At 46.6% G+C, this 20,482-nt stretch carries 16 protein-coding genes; 1 reads left to right on the forward strand and 15 read right to left on the reverse strand.

From position 1 onward, the window contains the following. Positions 1-117: 117 nt before the first annotated feature. The 12 genes from HNP82_RS06745 to HNP82_RS06800 form a co-directional block, all read right to left on the reverse strand. Positions 118-348 (reverse strand): hypothetical protein, encoded by a 231-nt coding sequence (locus HNP82_RS06745; RefSeq protein WP_183772775.1) that lies wholly within the window; start codon positions 346-348, stop codon positions 118-120. A 255-nt stretch (positions 349-603) separates the two neighbouring features. Beyond that, positions 604-1,041, reverse strand: coding sequence for a hypothetical protein (locus HNP82_RS06750; RefSeq protein ID WP_183772776.1), 438 nt, complete (start codon positions 1,039-1,041; stop codon positions 604-606). A gap of 300 nt (positions 1,042-1,341) precedes the next feature. Further along, the gene (gene asnA / locus HNP82_RS06755; protein ID WP_183772777.1) at positions 1,342-2,352 is read right to left on the reverse strand and encodes an aspartate--ammonia ligase; all 1,011 of its coding nucleotides are present in this window, start codon (positions 2,350-2,352) and stop codon (positions 1,342-1,344) included. Between the two features lie 442 nt (positions 2,353-2,794). Continuing rightward, complete coding sequence (locus HNP82_RS06760; protein WP_183772779.1) at positions 2,795-4,975, reverse strand: LTA synthase family protein; 2,181 nt, start codon at positions 4,973-4,975, stop codon at positions 2,795-2,797. Positions 4,976-5,336: 361 nt separating this feature from the next. Beyond that, the gene (locus HNP82_RS06765) at positions 5,337-6,140 is read right to left on the reverse strand and encodes a sirohydrochlorin cobaltochelatase (protein ID WP_183772781.1); all 804 of its coding nucleotides are present in this window, start codon (positions 6,138-6,140) and stop codon (positions 5,337-5,339) included. 16 nt (positions 6,141-6,156) lie between these two features. Further along, the gene (locus HNP82_RS06770; RefSeq protein ID WP_183772782.1) at positions 6,157-7,173 is read right to left on the reverse strand and encodes a beta-ketoacyl-ACP synthase III; all 1,017 of its coding nucleotides are present in this window, start codon (positions 7,171-7,173) and stop codon (positions 6,157-6,159) included. Positions 7,174-7,259: 86 nt separating this feature from the next. Then, complete coding sequence (locus HNP82_RS06775; RefSeq protein ID WP_183772783.1) at positions 7,260-9,722, reverse strand: homocysteine S-methyltransferase family protein; 2,463 nt, start codon at positions 9,720-9,722, stop codon at positions 7,260-7,262. Beyond that, positions 9,719-11,581, reverse strand: a complete 1,863-nt coding sequence (locus tag HNP82_RS06780; RefSeq protein ID WP_183772784.1) for a bifunctional homocysteine S-methyltransferase/methylenetetrahydrofolate reductase — start codon at positions 11,579-11,581, stop codon at positions 9,719-9,721. The genes HNP82_RS06775 and HNP82_RS06780 overlap by 4 nt, the downstream gene beginning before the upstream one ends. 224 nt (positions 11,582-11,805) lie before the next feature. Further along, positions 11,806-14,013, reverse strand: a complete 2,208-nt coding sequence (locus tag HNP82_RS06785; RefSeq protein ID WP_183772786.1) for a hypothetical protein — start codon at positions 14,011-14,013, stop codon at positions 11,806-11,808. Positions 14,014-14,197: 184 nt separating this feature from the next. Next, positions 14,198-14,653 carry a GNAT family N-acetyltransferase gene (locus HNP82_RS06790; RefSeq protein WP_207720575.1) on the reverse strand — a complete coding sequence of 152 codons (456 nt, stop codon included), beginning with the start codon at positions 14,651-14,653 and terminating at the stop codon, positions 14,198-14,200. A 4-nt stretch (positions 14,654-14,657) separates the two neighbouring features. Next, a complete protein-coding gene (locus HNP82_RS06795) occupies positions 14,658-15,122 on the reverse strand; it encodes a threonine/serine exporter family protein (protein WP_243164676.1) in 465 nt (154 codons plus the stop codon). Positions 15,123-15,154: 32 nt separating this feature from the next. Next, on the reverse strand, positions 15,155-15,913 hold the full coding sequence (locus HNP82_RS06800) for a threonine/serine exporter family protein (RefSeq protein WP_183772788.1): 759 nt from the start codon (positions 15,911-15,913) through the stop codon (positions 15,155-15,157). A 209-nt stretch (positions 15,914-16,122) separates the two neighbouring features. On the opposite strand from HNP82_RS06800, the gene HNP82_RS06805 reads away from it, so the two are divergent. Beyond that, complete coding sequence (locus HNP82_RS06805; protein ID WP_183772790.1) at positions 16,123-17,289, forward strand: AI-2E family transporter; 1,167 nt, start codon at positions 16,123-16,125, stop codon at positions 17,287-17,289. 48 nt (positions 17,290-17,337) lie between these two features. On the opposite strand, the gene HNP82_RS06810 is transcribed toward HNP82_RS06805, so the two are convergent. The 3 genes from HNP82_RS06810 to HNP82_RS06820 all read right to left on the reverse strand — a co-directional run bounded on the left by HNP82_RS06810 (position 17,338) and on the right by HNP82_RS06820 (position 20,312). Continuing rightward, entirely contained in the window at positions 17,338-17,793 is a 456-nt protein-coding gene (locus HNP82_RS06810) for a hypothetical protein (RefSeq protein ID WP_183772792.1), read from the reverse strand. Then, positions 17,783-18,400 carry an NUDIX hydrolase gene (locus HNP82_RS06815; RefSeq protein WP_183772794.1) on the reverse strand — a complete coding sequence of 206 codons (618 nt, stop codon included), beginning with the start codon at positions 18,398-18,400 and terminating at the stop codon, positions 17,783-17,785. Before HNP82_RS06815 ends, HNP82_RS06810 begins: the two co-directional genes overlap by 11 nt. A 226-nt stretch (positions 18,401-18,626) precedes the next feature. After that, complete coding sequence (locus tag HNP82_RS06820; RefSeq protein WP_183772796.1) at positions 18,627-20,312, reverse strand: ABC transporter substrate-binding protein; 1,686 nt, start codon at positions 20,310-20,312, stop codon at positions 18,627-18,629. Between the last annotated feature and the right edge of the window lie 170 nt (positions 20,313-20,482).

Below are 20,482 nucleotides of genomic sequence, written 5' to 3' on the forward strand. Positions count from 1 at the left end.
ATAGAACCAGAACCAACAGTTTCTGTCTAACATATGAAGGGAGAAGGGATTTTATACCATGCAGATATATTGCCTCTCACTGGCTATCCCTATACTTTTTCCGGTATGCCATAGGGGTCAGCCCGTTTTCTCTCTTAAAAAGCCTTCCTCAAAAGACCTCTGCAAAAGCTGTTCGGAGAAGCAATTTCCCAGAGATACATAGGCGTTCACTCTCCGATAATCTCCTGGATTTTCTTCAGGATTTGTATAGGCCAGACGAAGAAAATCCTCATTTCCCGACATTACTTGTAAAATAAAACTGTTAAGGACAGTCAACTCTTTATCTAACTGCCCAATCTGAACAGACAAAATTCCCTTTCTCTCTGAAGCGGCATACCGGTTAATATATTGGGTAGCATATAGATTAACGCCAATATTCTGAACAAAAATCAGCGCAATAAGAATACACAGAAAAATGACAAATTTAGAAATATGTGAAGCGTTCTCTGCTTGTTACGGATATAAACACATATCGCAGTTCCCGAAAATGAGAACTGCGATAAACTTTTACAATATTCTAAATGTAACCATTAAAAAATATGTACATTTCTCCTTGCATCATTTTTACTTTGCCCTTCCTTTTTCTAAACCTTCAGCAATCCACTGTTTTACCTGGTCAACGCTGACATTCATTCCCTGAGCAATCTGCTCAACAGAAATTCCCAGGTTTGAAAAGGACACCGCATTTACTTTTTTATTCTTGAGTTCTCCCTGAGCTATACCATAGGACACGCCCTCATTATACAACGCTTCCATTTCTCTGCACATCCGCTCTATTCCATCCTGTGTCTCTTTTAACTCACGAACCCGGTCTGCCAAAATCTCACTGTACATATCGCTGGCATTTTTGCAATGAAAATCATGCATTAAACGGCCAAGCTCCGTATCCTCCTGTATGCCGGAATTGACATAGATAATGTATGCCTTATCATCAAAATCCTGCCCTGCCCTTTTATCTTCTGTAAAAATGTCGTTTTCCTGAATTTTCTTTTGTCTTATCATCCATCGGGAAAAATAACAATATTGCGCCAAAAAATTTAATGTACAAAATCCCGCCAAAATAGATTACCCTATTTCTGCAGGATTTCATAGACATCACTTTATGGGGAACGTCATAATAATTTTTATTATGACGTTCCCTGCGCCGATTTTTGCTGCGCCACGCGCAGATCTTTCCTTACAAAAATCGTGCGCATCCCCCGGAGGGTGTATAGGGGCTGTAAAAAATGAGAAATCATTTTTTACAGCCCCTATAAATATTTATATTTCCATAGAATAGACAGGACATACGTCCCAGGGCCATTACAGAAGCCAAACCCCTTTGGCCTCGCACTCTTCCACCACGCCGGCGGGCCAGAGAGAAGACTGAACCTCGCCCACATGAGCTTTTCTCAGGAAAAACATACAGATTCTTGACTGACCGATACCGCCGCCGATCGTATACGGCAGCTCGCCGTTAAGCAAGGCTTTCTGGAACGGCAGATTTGCCCGGTCTTCGCATCCTCGGATCTTTAACTGGCGCATAAGAGATTCCTCATCCACACGGATACCCATGGAAGAAAGTTCCAAAGCCATATCAAGCACCGGATAGTACACTAAAATATCTCCATTTAAAGACCAGTCGTCATAGTCCGGTGCCCGGCCGTCATGAGGCTTTCCAGATGCCAGATTTCCGCCGATCTGCATGACAAACACTGCGCCTTTTAAACGTGTAATCTCATTTTCCCGCTCCTTTGGTGTCTTGTCCGGATACATATCTTCCAATTCCTGGGATGTAATAAAATAAATTTCATCCGGAAGGATCGGTTTTATGTAGCCGTATTTTTCAGACATATACTTTTCCGTATAGCGAAGGGCGTCATACACTCTGCGCACTGTGTCTTTTAATGTATCAAAATTCCGTTCTTCCTTGTCAATAATTTTCTCCCAGTCCCACTGATCCACAAAAATAGAATGAAGATTGTCTGTGTCTTCATCTCTGCGGATAGCATTCATATCGGTATAGAGGCCCTCGCCGTGATGAAAGCCGTAACGTTTTAAAGCGTAACGTTTCCATTTAGCCAGAGAGTGGACAATCTCTACCTCATGATCCGCCTGCTCTTTAATCCCGAAACGCACCGGGCGTTCTACACCGTTTAACGTATCGTTCAGACCGCTTTGAGGTTCTACAAATAAAGGCGCAGACACACGGGTCAAGTTTAACTGATTGGCAAGCTCCCGCTCAAAATAGTCTTTGACATATTTGATGGCAATTTCTGTCTCGCGTATATCCAAAGGCGATGTATAGCCTTCCGGTATGATCAGATGTTCCATGTCAATCCTCCTGTTAATGTTTTATATTTTCAATTCAAGACTCGCGCGCGAGTCTTGGCGCAGTCTCCGGGTCAGCGTCAACTGACATCTCTCAATCCAAATCTCTGCGCTTTATGTTCCACTCCGGTCATCACCATCGCGGATCGTAGACTTTTAACTTCAACATTACCATATTATCACGTTAAAGCGGCACATGTCAATGAAATAATGTCAAACGCAGCATTTACAGGTAACAATTCGTTACTGTTCACACAGCAGCCAGACACTTGCTGTCTGGCTGCGTCAGAATGTGATTCAGGCGAGAATGTGATTCAGGCGTTCGCAAGTTTCTTTTGCGCAGCAAAACTTTAAATAAACCTGCGAAAGTTACTGTTCGCTGGCTTGCCAGTGAACAGCAACAACAATTCAGCTATCAGGGATGGGCGGGACTGAACTGTTATATTTACTGAGGTGTAACGCCGTAAAAATCGGATAATGACTTGTCCGCCTCAAATAAATGATAATACTGGAGCGAACGGTATTGTTCCAGTTGTTCGGCGTAAGGATTATCTTGAGAATTATAATAATTCCCTTCAGCGTCAATGTAAACATTTGCCGTAATCACCGGAAGTTCCTGGAAAAGATCATATAAAAACTCCTGATATCCGGTTTTTTCAAGTCCGGCCACTTCCAGAACAAGGCCGCTCAGGTAATTTGCGCTGATGCGGTCAATCTCTTTCTCCTCAATATCATAGTTGGCCCAGATCACAAAAGGTGTAATATATCTTTGCTGTTCATATTCCAGGGAATCGTCGTCTGAAGTCCCGCAGTATTCCATGATGGGTTCCGCAATAATATCCGTGGGCTGGTGATCGCCAAACATTACAACAATGGTCTTTTCATCCTGGGCGCTGAAATACTCTATGAGCATCTGAAAAGCCTCATCCGTTTTTTTAATAAGAGACAGATATTGCTCTGTGTAATGCTTTTCTTTAGCACTTTCAGGCTCAAACTCCAGAGAGATCTCTGGAATAAAATTATCGTAATCATTATAGTAGCCCCCATGATTTTGCATAGTTACCTCAAAAATAAAAACCGGAGTATCCTCATCTTTATTTTCATACAGATCAATGATCTGTTTAAAGGAACTTTCATCAGAAACATAGGTGCGCAGCGTATCCCTGTATGTAAAATCCGGATAAAAAAGAATGGTATCAAAGCCAAAATACGGGTATACTTCATCTCTGTCCCAACCGGAAGCATTGAAAGGATGAAGGGCCGCTGTGGCGTAGCCCATACTTTCCAGCCAGGAGGTCAGTGTAGGTTTAGCCTCGTGGATATACTGCTGATAGGCTATACTTCCCTGGGGAAGAAAAGCCATTGTATCCCCTGTGAGAAACTCAAACTCTGTGTTGGCCGTATTCCCCCCTTTAACGGAAACAAAAAGGTTGCCCCGGACAGTATTTTCCGTGAGACTTCTAAAAAAAGGCATATAATCCATATTCACCGGAAAATCACCGAGAACTGACAGATCGCTGAATGCCTCGTTCATAATCACAATAATATTTGGATTCTCAGAATCCTGTGTCTCCCCAGCCAGACTGTCCCCGGTTTCCGGTATCTGAACCACAGTCTCTTCCGATTCCTGTGTTTCCTGGAGGGAGGCTGTCTCATCCGTTTCCCGGCTCTCACTGCTCTCCCCTGTCAGGGAAGTGTCGGAAGAACCATTTCCCACAATATTGCGCTGTTCATCTTTCCGCTGAACCTGGGAGCCTCCGGCGCTGTCCTCTCCCTCATCTTCCATATAGGGGGCCATGATCTGCGCTACGGCGTCCACGGAATAATCCTCAGGCTTGTCTACCTCAATATATTGTAAATTATAAATAAAACTTACGGCAAAACCATTGGTGGCATAGAGGGAATTGGGCATAAACAAAGTTTCGTCCAGGCCGAGAAAACTTTTAAAGCTCCCTGTCTGTAATCCTAAAAAAATACAAAACACTGCCGCCACAGACAAAAGCGCGCCGCAGCACCTCCCTGCCAGCCTTTTAAACGATGAACGCACAGGCCAGGAAATATCCAGCTTGGACGCTACCGCCATGAGCAGGACAAAACCAAGGGACGTAAGCAGCATAGCGTATTCTACAGTAAACTGATAATTATCGCTGACGCTGGCCGCGGTCCCCACTGACAGAAGATCCCAGGGCAGTATGGGTGATCCCCGGAAACTCACCGTGTAGTCATTGGCAATGCCAATCACCATAGGCAGGGCACAGCCGAGAACACCGGCAACTCTCCCGCTGCCGGTAATAAAAAAGAGAAGAGCAAAAAGCATGTAAAAAAATAAAATATTCAACACCTGCAATACAGCGCTCATCTCAAAGGCATTATGAGAATAAGATTCCAACATATAAAAAGAAAGCGGCGGCAAAAGAGCCATCCAAACAATCCCGGCAGCCTTTTTCAGTCGTATATTCAAATTTAAAACACATCCAATGGCAAGGATCAGCCCCACACATTTCAAAAACCAGGGCCAGGAAAAACCTTCCGTTGACAGGCTGTATAGATATACGCCCAACAAAGCCAGGACAATGCATCCATTGACAATCATCTGTTTTCCCGGCTTTATAATCATTTTTTTCATTTTCTTGTCTTCACTCCTGTCCTTTCTCTATTGTAAAACCTTCTTTTTTTTAAATTTACAGGAATATTACAAATTTTAATTATAACATCCCGAAGGAATCTTTCAAGAAGAAGACATGAAAATTTAAAAAATTATCACATTTTTTTAAAATCGTCCAAATCTATACTGTTTCTCCCTTTCTTGGCGGCTTCAATTTTGCTAATTATAATTATATTGTAGAATTTGCAGTTATTACGCTGAAGTATTCCCCAGGTGGTATGGAAAAAGTCCGTCTGAATATAGGACAAGTGATTAAGCGCCGAAGGGAGAGAACTTCCTTACGAAGCCTCTCCCTTTCCGAAATTCTTAAAGCAGATGTATCTCAGCATCCGCATTTTTCAATAAGCCACTGGCCTTTCTCAGCATAAATTTTTTGAAAATCTTCACTTTCCCCAAGACCGTGAAGGCAGACCTGAACATTAAAGCCATGGAATTTGAGGATATTATACCAGGAATCCCCGTCTTCCCCGGCCATATCGTTGCGGGCGTGATCACCGGCGACAAGCATAAATGGCATCAGATAAACCTTCTTCACACCCTCATCCTTTATCTTAGCCATAACTTCCGTTAGGACCGGAGGTGCTTCCACGTTGGCCACATAGACAGCCCTGGTTTTAAGCTGATCCAGATAATGCTGAAGGGCAAAATAAGAACTGTTGGAAAAATGCTCTGTCCCATGTCCCATCAAAAGGACAACTTCCTGGCCGGATGTTTTTGGCATCCACGCCTCAAGAGCCTGGGCCGTCTGCTGATAATCTCTGTTTTCATAAAGGAGGGGCTGTCCAAGGATCACTTTCATATCCGGATGCTCTGTCCGGAATGCTTCCACCTCTCTGGCGAGATCGTGGTATTCTGTTCCCGCCAGAATATGAGTTGGCTGCACCGCCACCACTTTATAGCCCTGGCCGGCAAGAACCTGGAGAGCTTCCCCCGGTGAAGGAATGGCAATCTTAGAGACATCCTTCAACTTTCTGATGATCATCTCCGAAGTAAACGCCCGATACACATCAAAACCGGGGGCCGCCCTTCCAATGGCTTGTTCTACAGGGGATATGCAGTTTTCTATAGCCTGAAGATAGCTTGTGCCAAAACTTACCACAAGCAGCGCTTTCTTCACAGTATTCATAGTTTTCTCTCCTGTCCTAAATTCTTATGAGCAGACTGCCCCATGTAAGCCCGCCGCCGAAACCGGAAATCATGATCTTATCGCCCGGTTTTACCTTGCCGCTGTTCATCAGCCTGTCCAAAGCCAGAGGGACGCTGGCCGCGGACGTATTGCCATACTCGTCAATAGTCATAATAAACTTTTCCATAGGAACTTTCAGCCGCTTTGCCACAGATTCAATAATCCGGAAATTGGCCTGGTGGAGAACAAAATGATCAATGTCATCCACCGTCAGATTTTGCTGCTTCAAAAGCTGACAGATACTTTCCGGCACCTTTTTTACGGCAAATTTAAAGACTTCCGATCCGTCCATATAAACATAGCGGGATCTGGGACAAAAATTCCCCTCCCCGTCAGACTCCATATTAGCGGTTCTGCGCTGATCGTCATTCATAAAAGGATTGTCAATATCCCGCTCAAACATACGCAGCGTATAGCCTTTGCTTCCGTCAGTCCCCATGACCATGCCGAGAAATCCCGGCGTCTGTCCGGCCCCCAAAATGGCGGCGCCGGCCCCATCTCCAAAAAGGATACATGTTTTCCGGTCTTTCCAGTCCACAATTTTTGACAGGACTTCCGCACCGATAACAAGAACATTTTGGGCAGCCCCGCCTTTAATATACATAGCTGCGCATCCCAGAGCGTAAACAAAGCCGGAGCAGGCGGCGGACAAATCAAAACAGAAAGCGTTCACCGCGCCAAGTTCCTTCTGTACAGCGCTGGAAGCATTGGGTAGGGGTTCGTCCGGCGTAAGGGTTGCCACAATAATCATATCCAGATCTTTGGCATCAAGATTTGCCGCTGCAAGCGCCTTTTTCGCCGCATCTACGCTCATTGATGTTAATGTTTCTTTGGTAACAATATGCCGCCGGCATATGCCTGTACGTGTCCTTATCCACTCATCATTGGTTTCTACCAGCCCGGCCAGTTCATCGTTGGTTACAACCCGCTCCGGTACGCTTGCTCCTGTGCCTAATAACATTACTTCTGACATTTATACTACTGACGCCGGCCCGCATTTCCGGCGTTTGCCTCCTAAATACTTTGATACTCAAAGTATATGCCCTGGAATATGGAATGTCAAGGATTTTCCATCAATCGCCTGACTAAGGCTACAGCGCCCACAGCATCCTCTGAATATCCGTCGGCACCGATCTCATCGGCATAATCCTGGGTAATTACTGCGCCTCCGATAATAATTTTCGCGCCAATGCCCTCCTGGCGGGCCAGATTCACCACATCCCTCATCCGCTGCATAGTGGTGGTCATCAGCGCCGACAGGGCGATAATGTCCGCGTGATGCTCTTTCGCCGCGTCAATAATCTGGCGTGCCGGCACATCTTTACCCAGATCAATCACATTAAAGCCATAGTTTTTCATCATCATAGCCACAAGGTTTTTCCCGATATCGTGAATATCCCCCTCAACGGTGGCAATAACTACCGTCCACCCTACAGACCGGGCATCTTCCTGGAGGAGGGGTTCTAAAACCGCCACCCCTTTTCGCATCGTCTCCGCTGAGATCATAAGCTGAGGAAGAAAATAGGTCTTGGCGTTAAAATATTCTCCCACCTGGTTAATGGCCGGGATCAGCGACTCATCCAGAATAGACGCAGGGGACGCGCCTTTATCAAGAGCCCCCTGGATATGCTGGGAAATCATTTTTTTTCTTCCTTTAATGACATCATCGTAAATGTCACCCATCACCTCTCTCTGGACTTCCTTTACAGAAAAAGGCTCCGTTTTTTTGGTGTCTGCCCCGACAGCGCTTCTGTCACTCCCTTGCGTATTTCCCGGCTCTCCGGATTCCTTCTTATAGCTGGCCGCGTTTTCAATGTAGCGCAGACTGGCCTCCGGCTTATTCATCACCAGATCCGCAGCAAAAGCGCTGCGCATGAGAAGCTCCTGGGAGGGGTTGGCGATTGCCATAGTCAGTCCCCTGGAGATGGCCAGGGCAAGGAATATGCTGTTGACATAGCTTCTGTCCGGCAGGCCGAAAGAAATATTTGACAATCCGCAGACTGTGGCGATCTTTAAGGTATCATGGCAATACCGGATGGTCTGTAAAGTATCCAGCCCTGCTCCGGCATTGGCTCCCAGAGTGGCCACAAGGCCGTCCGCCACCATATCTTCCCTTTCAAACCCCAGTTTCAGCGCCTTGTCCATGATCCTGTCCAGATTTTCCCGGCGCTGCAAAAAATTTTCCGGGAGTCCCTCGTCAGTCAGGGGCAGCATAATAAACATGGCCCCATATTTTTTTACCGCGGGAAGAAGCTGCTCCAACTTTATTTTTTCACAGGACACAGAATTGACCAAGGCTCTGCCGTGATAGCGGCGTAAAGCCGCCTCCACTACTTCCGGATCGCTGGAGTCAATGCACAGCGGAACATCCACAACTTCATTGACAGCATTCAGCGCTTGAAGCATGGTCTGTTTTTCATCAATTCCGCTCATCCCCACATTAATATCCAGGATCTGTGCGCCATTTTCCACCTGGGACACCGCCATCGCCTGAACACTGTCGTAACAGCCTTTTTTAAGTTCCTCTTTCAGCACCTTTTTTCCTGTGGGATTAATCCGCTCCCCGATCACCTTAAAAGGCCCGTCCAAAGGAATCTGCAAAAGGCAGCGCTCCCCGGTGAGAGCGCGGACGCTCTTTTTATCAGGAATAAATACATCCATTCCCTGCACAGTCTCCCTGAGGCGGCGGATATACTCCGGTGTTGTTCCGCAGCAGCCGCCTACAATGGATGCTCCGGCTTCCACCAGAGCTTTCATGTGGAGGGCGAAATCCTCCTTATCCATAGTATAGGTTGTCTCGTTTCCGGACAGCACCGGGAGACCGGCGTTAGGCTTAACTACCAGGGGGACAGTGGCATAATCCCGCATCTTTCGGATCAGGCTGATCATCTGATCGGGTCCGGTAGAGCAATTCAGACCTACAGCGTCAGCTCCCATACTCTCAAGAGTGACAAGAGCCGCTGCCGCAGATGTGCCGTACATGGTCCGCCCTGAGCTTTCCACAGTCATAGTTACGATCACCGGCAGGGAACTCACTTCTTTTACGGCAAGAAGGGCCGCCCTGGCTTCGCCGATATGCATCATTGTTTCAATAACAAACAGATCCACCCCTGCCTCTTCCATAGCCTTAGCCTGCTCTTTATAACAGTCCACCATATCGTCAAAATCAATATTTCCCACAGGCGCCAGCATTTGTCCGGTCATAGTTATATCTCCGGCTACAAGACAGCGGTCCCCCGCCACTTCCCTGGCAATTTGGACAAGGGTTTTATTCATGGACTCCACATGGTTCTCAAGATGATATTCTCCTAGCTTCATTCGGTTGGCGCCAAAAGTTGGAGCGTAGATGACCTGGCTCCCCGCCTCAATAAACTCTCTCTCCAAACGCTGCATAACTTCCCGGTTTTCAATGATCCACTGTTCCGGACACACCCCCATGGGCATACCCATTTTCTGAAGATTGGTTCCGGTAGCTCCATCAAGGATCAGCGGTCCGTTTTTCAGTAATTCCCTGATATTCATTTTCTCCTTGTCTCACTTTCAAATTGTTCAATGATCTTTCCGATCATAGTTGCGCGGTTAAAAGGCACCATAAAATAATAGCCGTCAACAACATTTTGCATTTTTTCCATCAGTTCCAGGGCGCAGATAATGCCTGTCTTCTCCCCGTCCTCCCGGCTCATATCGGGAGAGTATCTCTGAATGACCTCGTCCGGAACATGAATACCGTAAATCTCATTTTTCATAAAGAGAGCGTTGCGGTAGCTGACTAAAGGCATAATGCCGCCGAAAATTTTTGTATGCACTCTGGATTTGATATAGGCGATGCGGTCCACATCCTCCTGAGAATAAAGAGGCTGGGTGAGGAAATAGGAAGCTCCCGCCCGGATCTTTTTTTCCATACGCTCAATTTCTTTATCCAGATTTTTTCTCCCATAGTTGAGAGCCCCGCCGTAAACAATAGGATCCTGAGAAAAATATTCCTCATTCATTTGTTTTAAATACTCCATCAAAGTCACTGAATTAAAATCATATACCGACGAAATTACCGTCCGGTCTCCTGCCGGAACCGGATCCCCGGTGACAATGAGGAGGTTGCGTATACCGTTTAAATGAGCGCCCAAGAACGCGCCGCCCATGGCGATTTGGTTTCGATCCCTGCATGTCAGGTGAGGCATCACAGGAAAATCCAGCTCCCTCTGAACTTTAGCGCCGGTCATAATAGAATCGGCCCGCATCTTTCCCATAGGTGAATCTGAAAGAGTGATCATATCCACCGGATATTTTTTTAAAATCTCCACCGCCTGGATCATTTTTTCCATATCCCCGTTATAAGGAGGATCCAACTCCACAATGATCGCCTTCCCGCCCTGTTCCAGACGGTCAAGCAGGGGATTCTTCTCCGCCTCCCGCCCCTGTCCGCTCTCTGCAAGAACGTTGGCCGTATCAGCATTTTTCTTCCCCACCGGACGTTTTTCCAGGGGCTCCTGGACAAGGGGCGCCAATTTTCGTATATATTCCGGCGTTGTGCCGCAGCATCCGCCGATGATATTCACACCAAGCCTTGAAATTTCAGCCATTTTTTCAGAAAAATAGTCCTCATTTTCCTGGTAAACGCTTCTGTCCCTGATGGTATCCGGGTACCCGGAGTTTGGAGCCACAAGAATAGGTTTCGTCCCCCAATCCATGCGTTTTAAAATCTGATACATGTGGGCTGCCCCGATACCACAGTTAAAACCCGATGCGTCAATAGCACTCTCTTCTTCCACGGCCTTGAGAAGTTTTTTGGCGCTGATACCAGATTTCGTATACCCGAATTTGTTGAGGCAAAAACTGGCAATAACAAAAATATTGCTGTGTTCCTTAATATACTGGGCTACCGGGACAATATATTTTAAATCCGAAAAAGTTTCAAATAAAATAATATCGGTCCCAAGCTGGATAAACGTCTTTGCCATGAGCAGATATTCATCCAGTATCTCCTGCTCGTCCCTGCCTCCGTACTCCGGCACAGGCCCTATATCCGCAGCGATAAATGCGGGGCGTCCGCAGGCGTTGACCGCATCCCTGGCAATATTAAATCCCCAGGTCAGATTTCTTTTGACCACTTCTCCAGGATTATGGCTTTCCCCGCCATAACCGGACCGCTTTAATGTCTGATAATTGCTCGCAAATGTATTAGTCCGGATCAGATTCGCCCCTGCTTTTATATATTCCATATGTATCGCCCGGATCGCATCCGGCGCGTCAAAATTGCCGATCTCTGAAGGTTCCCCCCGGCGGGCGAATTTCTGAGCGTAATAAGTTCCCATAGCGCCGTCCATTATGAGACGGTTTCTTTTTAAAAAATCTTTGATCTGGTTCATGTTCTTTCCTTTCATACTGCTGCCCAGGGGCAGCATCCCCCTTTTACGTGCATAGTTATAACGGTTCAGGACGGCGCATCTGTTTTCCCGCCGTCCTGAACGGTTACGAATAGTTACGAATATTTCTTATTTTTACATGAAATCTCCAAAAATGCAAGAAAAAAGAACCGGGCCGTCAAATACAGCCCGGTTCCCATCGTCCTCATACTATCTTCTGCGGTCTGCCAAAAGGGCAGCCTTTACTTTTTTAAAGATTTTTTCACGCGGATCGCCGCCACAACAATAATAGCCAGAAGGGAAATACCGATCACCGTCCACAGCGCCCACACTGGTGTGTCATCCCCAGTCTTTGGGGTGTCTATACCGTCGGTACGCTCAAAAACCACGTAAATAGAATGATCGCCGTTGACTTTTGTGAACGTATACTGATTTCCCTGGACAGCTGCCTCTTTCCCGTCAATATAAACTTTGGATATTTTATAATTTTTATCCGCCGTCATAGTAAAGGTATAATCTTTACCCTGGGTGATCTTCATCGTCCCCGATGGCGTCACCGTTCCTCCTTTGGCTGCTGTGGCCTTCATCGTAAATTCTTTCGCGATCACGTTAAAAGATGTGGTCAGCATATTCTGAGCCCCTACAGCTTCCCATCCTTTATCCGTATAGGTCTCAAGGCCAAAAGTTACATTAATCGTATACTTTCCGGCTTCGATCACCGTGAAGGATTTCTCAAAGGGAGCCTCGCTCCATGTCCCCTGACTTCCGCTGCCCCACTGCCATCCCTGCGGTCGCCATCGGCTGTCTCCCACTGAAGGACTTCCGTTAGCCATACCGGTTCCGGAAGCGGTGATGGTAAATGATGTCCCCGCCTCGTAGGTAGCATCGGCTGTAACTCCGCCTATAGCGGAACCTTCAAAAGCGATAAAAGTCTTCACATTTAATGGGGCGCTGACCTGGCTTTCCATTGCAATTGCCGGATCATAAGCCATCCGGGTTACGACTGCATAGGTTGTGTTGGTATTTAACCCGGCAAACTGTCCGCCGGTCTGCCATGCTCCGGCCTTTCCATCAGTCCACAAAGCGTACTCCTGCCCCGAAACAGCAACGACAGTCAGAGAATTTTCTGTACGTTCAGACAATTGAGGTGCCGCCGGAGCCGGAGCCGCCGACTTTAATGTATGTACGCTTAATCCCTGAGAAGGCTTGCCGGAATCATAAACCTGATCCCCATAAGTTCCGGCCTTCACCCGCGCCGTCACTATATAATCCGTGTCCGGTGACAGCGAGGAGAATGTGGGACTGTCCTGGTAATCCTTTCCGTTGATACTAAATTCATAACAAAAACTTCCGTCTGTCCCCTCAGCCAGCCCTGCACTGATCTGGGTATCAGTCACACTGACAAGGACCGGCGCTCCGGGCGCTTTGGCTTCTATAGGCTTAGGAGCCTCTGTCTCAGGATTCTTTGTCTCCGGAGATTCTGTCTCCAAAGGTTGGGTTTCCGGTATCTGAGTTTCAGTCTCTGGCTCAGATTTTGTCTCATTTTCATACTCTGGCTGTTTCGTCTCAGACTTCGCACTTTCAGGCTGAACGCTCTCCGGGGTTTTTGTCTCAGGCTCCACGCTCTGAGGCTGAACGCTCTCCGGGGTCTTCGTCTCAGACTCCGCACTTTCAGGCTGAACGCCCTCTGGGGTCTTTGTCTCAGGCTCCACGCTCTGAGGCTGAATGCTCTCCGGGGTCTTCGTCTCAGACTCCACGCTCTGAGGCTGAACGCTCTCCGGGGTCTTCGTCTCAGGTTTTGTAGTCAAAGCGTTCACTGGAACCTGATCTTTGGATTTTTGAATTTTTGTCCTATCAGATTCCTTGCTTTCCCTCTCTTTAGTCACTATTTCTCCGTTATCCGGCGCTTTAGTCTCGGACTCTTCAGTCTCTTTGCTCTCAGTCTCCTTTGTTTCAGATTCTTTCGTCTCAGACTCTTTTGTCTCCGTCTGCTCTGTCTCTTTGCTCTCAGTTTCCGAAGTTTCGGTCTGCGTGTCTGCCGCACTGGTGTCATCCTCAACATCTTTCGTTCTGAAAACCGCCGTCTCCTTCTCATCAATCTCTATTGTCTCCGACAATTCTTCCGACTTCAGGCATCGGGCAAATATATACTCTGTGCCCGCCTTTAATCCGTCAAAGACAACCGTCCCCTTATCCCCGTCATACTGGCTTTTTTCGGCCCAGTGCCAAATCGTATCCTGATCTTGTGTTATCTGAATAGCATACGCATAATCTTCGTCCGCTTCCAGAACAATCTGATCTTCAAACGCTTCTGCCAGAACAATCGCCGCCATCTCCCCGTCTTCATCTTCCGGTGGAACTTCCCCGGCAAAGGCTGTGGCGAGGGTACAGGAAAAAACCATAAGGACCGCCATAAAAACAGACAGAATACATCTTGCTTTCTTTTTCATACTACCACCTCTTTCTCCAAATGTATTATCCGGTCCAACGATTTTATCTATAATCTGATTATACCAATAATTTAAGAGAAAGTATAGATATTTAAGAAAAATGCAAGATTTTTTCCAACGATTGTCGCTATTTAATAATGATATCAGTTAGTTTAAAACACTGAATACCAAATAAAATCCCCCATCACCGGGACATACACCACACCCTGACATGAAACGTTTCATTTCCAGGCATAACTCCTTCTTCGACCTCACGAACATAAAATCCGAAACTTTCATAGAGTTTTTTTGCAGGCTCATTTCCCCAAAGCACTTCTATAGCCCCAATCCCCGGCTCACTTTCCAATGCCCGTCTGATCAACGCTCTGCCAATTCCCCGGCAGGCCATCCATGGAGCCACGTAAAGCCATGCAATCTCCTCATCTGTGTAAGCGATAAACCCCTGAACCTGGCCATCGGCAACAGCCACCTCAATATGGGGGTATTGAAAAAAATCTTCCCGCTCTGCCGCCTGTGAAAAAGGAAGAAAGGCGTCCTCAAGTCCTGCAAGGCACAGCTCTGCTTTTCTTGCGGCGTCGTGGATTGCTCCAAGCCGCCCCTTATCTGACGGCCTGTAAGGTCTGATTTGTATTTGCGCCAAGTCTTCACCTCCGCTTTTTCTTTTTTAAATATCGCTGAACATAAATATCCGGTATGGCAATCACCTTCTGAGGAATGAGAAGCACACACATAATCCCCAGGGTAATGGCCACGGCAATCTTCAGTGTCTCCATCCCTTTTTCACCAGCCATAGCCAGCTCGTTCATGATCAGATAATAGGATGTATAATAAATTCCCACGCCTGGAACAAGGGGAAAAATACCAGACACCAGAAAAATCGTCACCGGAGCTTTGCGCACAATAGCAAATATCCTTGACAACAAAGTGATCACAACAACTGCGATAAATGTAGCTACGACCACCCCTCGCTGCCCGGACAGCCACCAGTAGATCACCCACCCGGCGCCGCCTGTAAATCCGGCAAAAAACCATTGATTTTTCGGAATATTAAAAATAACAGAGAAAGCGGCCGTGGCAAAAAAAGCCACGACAAACTGAATCAGCAGCATATGTATCATCCTTCCGCCCTTAGGGCATTGTTTTAGTAAAAAACCCGGTAAACAACGCCCACGCCTATGGCCATACATATAGCGACCAGTAAAGCGTCAATAAGGCGTATCGTCCCCGACAGATAATCTCCATTAAAAAAGTCCCGGATCGACGTGGTCAAAGGCACTCCCGGAACAAGAATGATCAGCCCGCCAATAGTAATACTGTCTCTGTTCAGCCCGGCAAATAACAAAGCAAAAAGTATACCGCCCACAGTGACCGCCATACTCCCAAAAATGGTCTGCATCACTTTGGAGATCCTGGCCTTACCCATGGCATACTGAAGCAGACACAAAATAATCCCCACCGGCGCCGCAGCCAGACTGTCCAAAACGCTGCCGCCAAACAGATAGCAAAAACACGCGCTTCCCAATGCGCAGGCACCAAGCTGCCATCCCAGAGATACGCCCGTATCTTCGGCAATCTTTTTCATTTCGTCTGTAGCCTGGGACAGAGTATATCTGCCCTGACAGATTTCACGGGAAAGCTGGTTGATCCGGGCCACTTTTCCAAGATCCGGTGTTGACAAAGGCACATACTTGACCTGCGTACACCGGGTCTGGTCATCATGATGCATAGTGACAAAAATACCGTTGGAAACTGCATACACATCCACATCGCTTTTGCCAAAAGCCCTTCCGGCGATCACCATGGTCTCCTGGACGCGGGCGATCTCCGCCCCGTTTTTTAATAATTCTTCACCCATCATTGACACCAGGTCCAAAACCTGGCGCCCTGTATCTTTTTCCATGGATTCCCCTCCTTGCCCTACCATCATAAAATAAAACATATGTAAAGTAAAGAGTCTTAGGCAGGGAAGTCAAATATCCCTTCCGGGATAAACAATCTAAAGTGTTTTTGGAAACGGCTGAACCGTTTCTTTATATTATTTTAAGAAACTTTTTCTATAAAAGCCCTATATATTGTGATATACTTTATGTAATTCAAGGAGGGAATCGGATGGAGCTTAACAAAAACAACATTAAAAAAATTATTTTCATTGTGATCATCGCGATTTTATTTTATACGGGACTTAATCACCTGGATATGATTTACGCTGGCATACGGCGGATCATATCCCTGCTTTTTCCTCTTCTCTTAGGCATGGGGATCGCTTTTGTCCTTAACGTACCTATGCGCGCCATTGAACGGACACTTTTTGGCAAATATAAAGGTCGCCACCAAAAACTTGTGGCAAAGATCAAGCGGCCGGTCAGCTTTATACTGACACTGGTGTGTATTATCGGCGTTATCTGCATTATCATACTGTTTATTGCACCTCAGCTCGTGCGGACCTTCCAGTCCATCATTACAGGAATCCCTGTATTTTTCACCCGCACGCAAAACAGTATTGATCAGTTTCTCAATGAATATCAGGGACTCGCGGACAAACTGGGTAATGTAGAGATCGACTGGGCGTCCATTAGCTCCCATATTACAGATTTTCTCAGGAACAGCGCGGAGACTATCTTTTCATCCATGGCCGGTATTGTCAGCTCCATCATCAACGGTATTGTCAATTTTTTCTTTGGCTTTTTCTTCGCCATGTATATTTTGTTTCAGAAGGAAAAACTGGCCAGACAGTGCCGCAAGCTACTGTACGCTTATATTCCCGAACGCAAGGCCGACCATATTCTCCAGATTGCCACATTGTCCAACCGGGTATTCTCTAAGTTTCTCTCCGGTCAGTGTCTGGAGGCCACCATTCTGGGTACCATGTTTTTTATTGTTCTGTCCATACTGAGGATGCCCTACGCACTCCTGATCGGCGTACTTATCGGCTTTACCGCCCTTATCCCCATTGTAGGCGCCTTCCTGGGCTGCATTATCGGCGCTCTCCTCATGCTCATGGTAAGCCCCGGAGATATGCTGCTTTTTGTCATTCTCTTTCTTGTCATCCAGCAGATCGAAGGGAATTTTATCTACCCAAAAGTTGTGGGCAATTCTGTGGGTCTGCCTTCCCTGTGGGTGTTGGCTGCGGTAACTGTAGGCGGAAACCTGTGGGGTGTTGCCGGTATGCTTTTATTTATTCCGCTCTTCTCAGTATTTTATACACTTCTCAGAGAGCGGACTCACCTGCGGCTGCGGCAGAAAAAGATACGCAGGAACAAAATTTTAAAAGACTAAAAAAGGATGCTTCGCATTTTGCGAGGCATCCTTTTTATATTCCTGAAATTAACGGTCTGGCTCTGCTCCCAGTTGGCCGATATTCTCACAGGTATACAACGGCTCAAAATCATCGGTATCGCTGCACACCATGCCGCCTTTTTTCTCCAGCACTTCTCTCATCACCTTGCGGACAAGGTCAATATCCCCCTGTTCAAAACTAATCTGGTAGATGGATTTCACCTGATGATCCTTAATATATTCCAGATCCAGCGGATCCATAAAGCACTCCTGTCCGTTCTGAAAAATCAGAGAATCGTTGTCCATGACCACTTCCAAAAGATCAAGCTGAGGCCATACCTCAATCTTCTCCTCCGGAAGGACAGTAATGTTCAGGGAAATATCTTTTGCCGTTGTATCCTCCGGGGTCATATAATAATATTCCAAAATCTTTTTGGTGTTTTTTTTGACGCCGGAAATCTTTTTAGATGTATTTTTAATTTTTTGATTTTTTTTATTGGCCATGATCAACAGCCTCCTTCATAATATTGGCAGCCGACTTCATAATTTTTGCTGTCAGTCCCCAGATCACATGCCCGTGGATCTTAGGGTAAAAATAAACGCTGCTCCATCCGCTGCTCCATGGATAGCGCTTCCCGCCGGGAATTTTGTCCAGAGGAAAATCCCGATCCGGCTTTGTAAAGATGTGGTTTTTATAGCTTACCGGGGGATTCTCCCAGAAAAAATCCACGGGCACATAAAATATTTCATCCACTTCCTCAGGATTAAACGTCCCCTGATAATCCAAAAGCCGGAAAAGGTAGGGAAGGATCATCTGTCCTGAAGCAGAGACATACATGTCCATGGGAGCGATCACCTGGATCTGACTTTGCTCTATACACAGCTCCTCACAGGTCTCCCGCACCGCCGCTCTCTCAAAATCCTCGTCCGTCTCCACATGTCCGCCGGGCAGGCATACCTCACCGGGCTGACGTTTCAGAGATCTGGCGCGCACCTCAAACACCACGCTCAGTTGTCCACCTTTTTCCACAAGAGGAATGCCAAGAGCATATCTTTTATACTCGTTAAAATCTATAAGCCCCGGTTGTCTTCCAGCCAGACTTTCAAACAAAAAACATCATCTCCTATAAAACCTTTCATCTCTATCTATGAAGTATCTTATCACAGTTTTTCACGAAAGAAAAGAAAAACAAACAGGCGCAGCTTCAATCTGAAACGATTGAAAACCGCGCCTGCCGTGAGGAATTTTTTATTTTAGGGATTGTTCCCTTTTTACTGTTTCGATAAAATCATAGCCGCCTGCCCGCTCAACCTGCTGGTTGAAGGGCTGGGAAAACCTATTCCGCAGTTGTCTCTTCAGCAGCCGCTGTGTCTGTGGAAGCGCTGTCAGAAGCTGCAGCGTCGCCATTTTCCGCAAGCCATGCGTCAAACTCTTCCTGAATATGAGCGATATACTCGTTTACACCGGCGTCCTCAAGTCTGGAGATAAATTCGTTATAATAATCTTCTGTGTAAAGACCATTCGCGAAAGTCGGACGGTACTGCTCGATCACACTTGTAATGGAAGCTACCTGATTTTCATAGCCTGTTGTTGTAAAGCTGAAGCCTGTGTACGGAGATACATAGGCGTTCATATTCACTTCATACTGCTGATCTCTCAGGCCAGGATCGCTGCCAGCCCATACTTTTGCGAGGAAGCCGTTGCCTAAGATGGCGGTCTCATCGCCAAGATAATATCCGGAGGAAGTTGCATCCTGTCCATCCATAAAGTCGATGGTGCCATCCTCTAATGTCTGGTAATGTGTGCCCTCAATACCCCATGTGAGAAGGTTTACAATCTCCTCATCTGTAAACAGAAGGTTCATAAATTTCACTGCTGCCTCAGGCTCTGTGGCGGTTACTGGTACAGCCCAGGAGAACTTACGGAGAGAACCGGTGTTGATCTCCGGAGAATCATCAAGCCAGATGATGGTCATATCATGACCGCAGGATGCTGCTAAACTGGACTCAGAACCTGTGGCGAAGGTCTTAAACAGACCGAAAGCTGTGCCGCCAGCCACAAGAGTTTCTGCTGTTTCATCATAGGTAGCGCCGTCTTTGTATACCCAACCGTTGTTGTACCACTCTACGAAACGGGTGGATGTGTCAATATATACCTGTCTTGTGTAGTTGTTCTGAATGGTTGTCCCGTCGCCGTCCATAAGGCCGATAAGGGAGTTGTCGCCGTCGCCCAGGCCGTCATACTTTACAAAGTTGCCGTCAGCGTCGATGAGATATGGAGCGGTGAGGATCTTCTGGCTTCCTGTACCCACAGGAGTGAGACTTGAATCAATTTCCTGCACTGCTGCAAAAAGTTCTTCCAGATCATTGGCGTTCTCTATTGTGGACGGATCAATGCCGGTCTGTTCAAGAATGTCTGTACGGCAGGCAAAGCCCAAAGGTGTGGCCTTATCGCCAAAGGATGTTACAGAATAGATCCGGCCGTCGATCTCGGTGCCGGCAAGCCAGCTCTCAGGCACTGTCTCAAGAAGTTCCGGAGCGTACTCGGTCAGAAGATCTGTGATATCCATAAGCTGGTTCTGGGATGTCATGGAGTTAAAGTGAGCGGAATCGCCAGGCAATGTAACCATAAGATCCATCTTCTCACCGCCGGAGATGATCAGGTTCAACTGCTGGGTATAATTGCCCATCTCCAAAATATTCAAATTAACTTCTGTGTTAATCTTTTCACGTGTGATTTCGTTAATGGCTTCCTCAACCATATCCACATCTGACGGAATCACGTTCAGTGTCCAGAACATAATCTCAATCTGAGCAATATCTTCCAGTTCGCCGTCATCTGCTGCCGCAGCGTCATCGCCTGCCGCAGAATCATCCGCCGCTGTGCTGTCCCCCGCAGCCGCTGTTGTGTCAGCGGCAGAGCCGCCGTTTGAGCCTGAGGAGCTTTCAGAATTACCACAGGCCGCAATGCCTGCAACCATTGCCAATGACATAAGAATCGCTAAAAGTCTTTTTGGTTTCATCGCGTTTCCTCCTTCAAAATAACCCTAAAATCTATGTTCCGTATCCTCCGTAAGAACATAAAGGTATTATAAAATGATTTCGTAAGAATTTCTATGTAAAAATTAATATTTTTTTCTAGTATTTTTTTCATATTTCAACTTTTGTCACTTTTTCAAAATAATATATTAAT

The organism is Catenibacillus scindens (genome assembly GCF_014202115.1).
Classification (GTDB): domain Bacteria; phylum Bacillota; class Clostridia; order Lachnospirales; family Lachnospiraceae; genus Catenibacillus; species Catenibacillus scindens.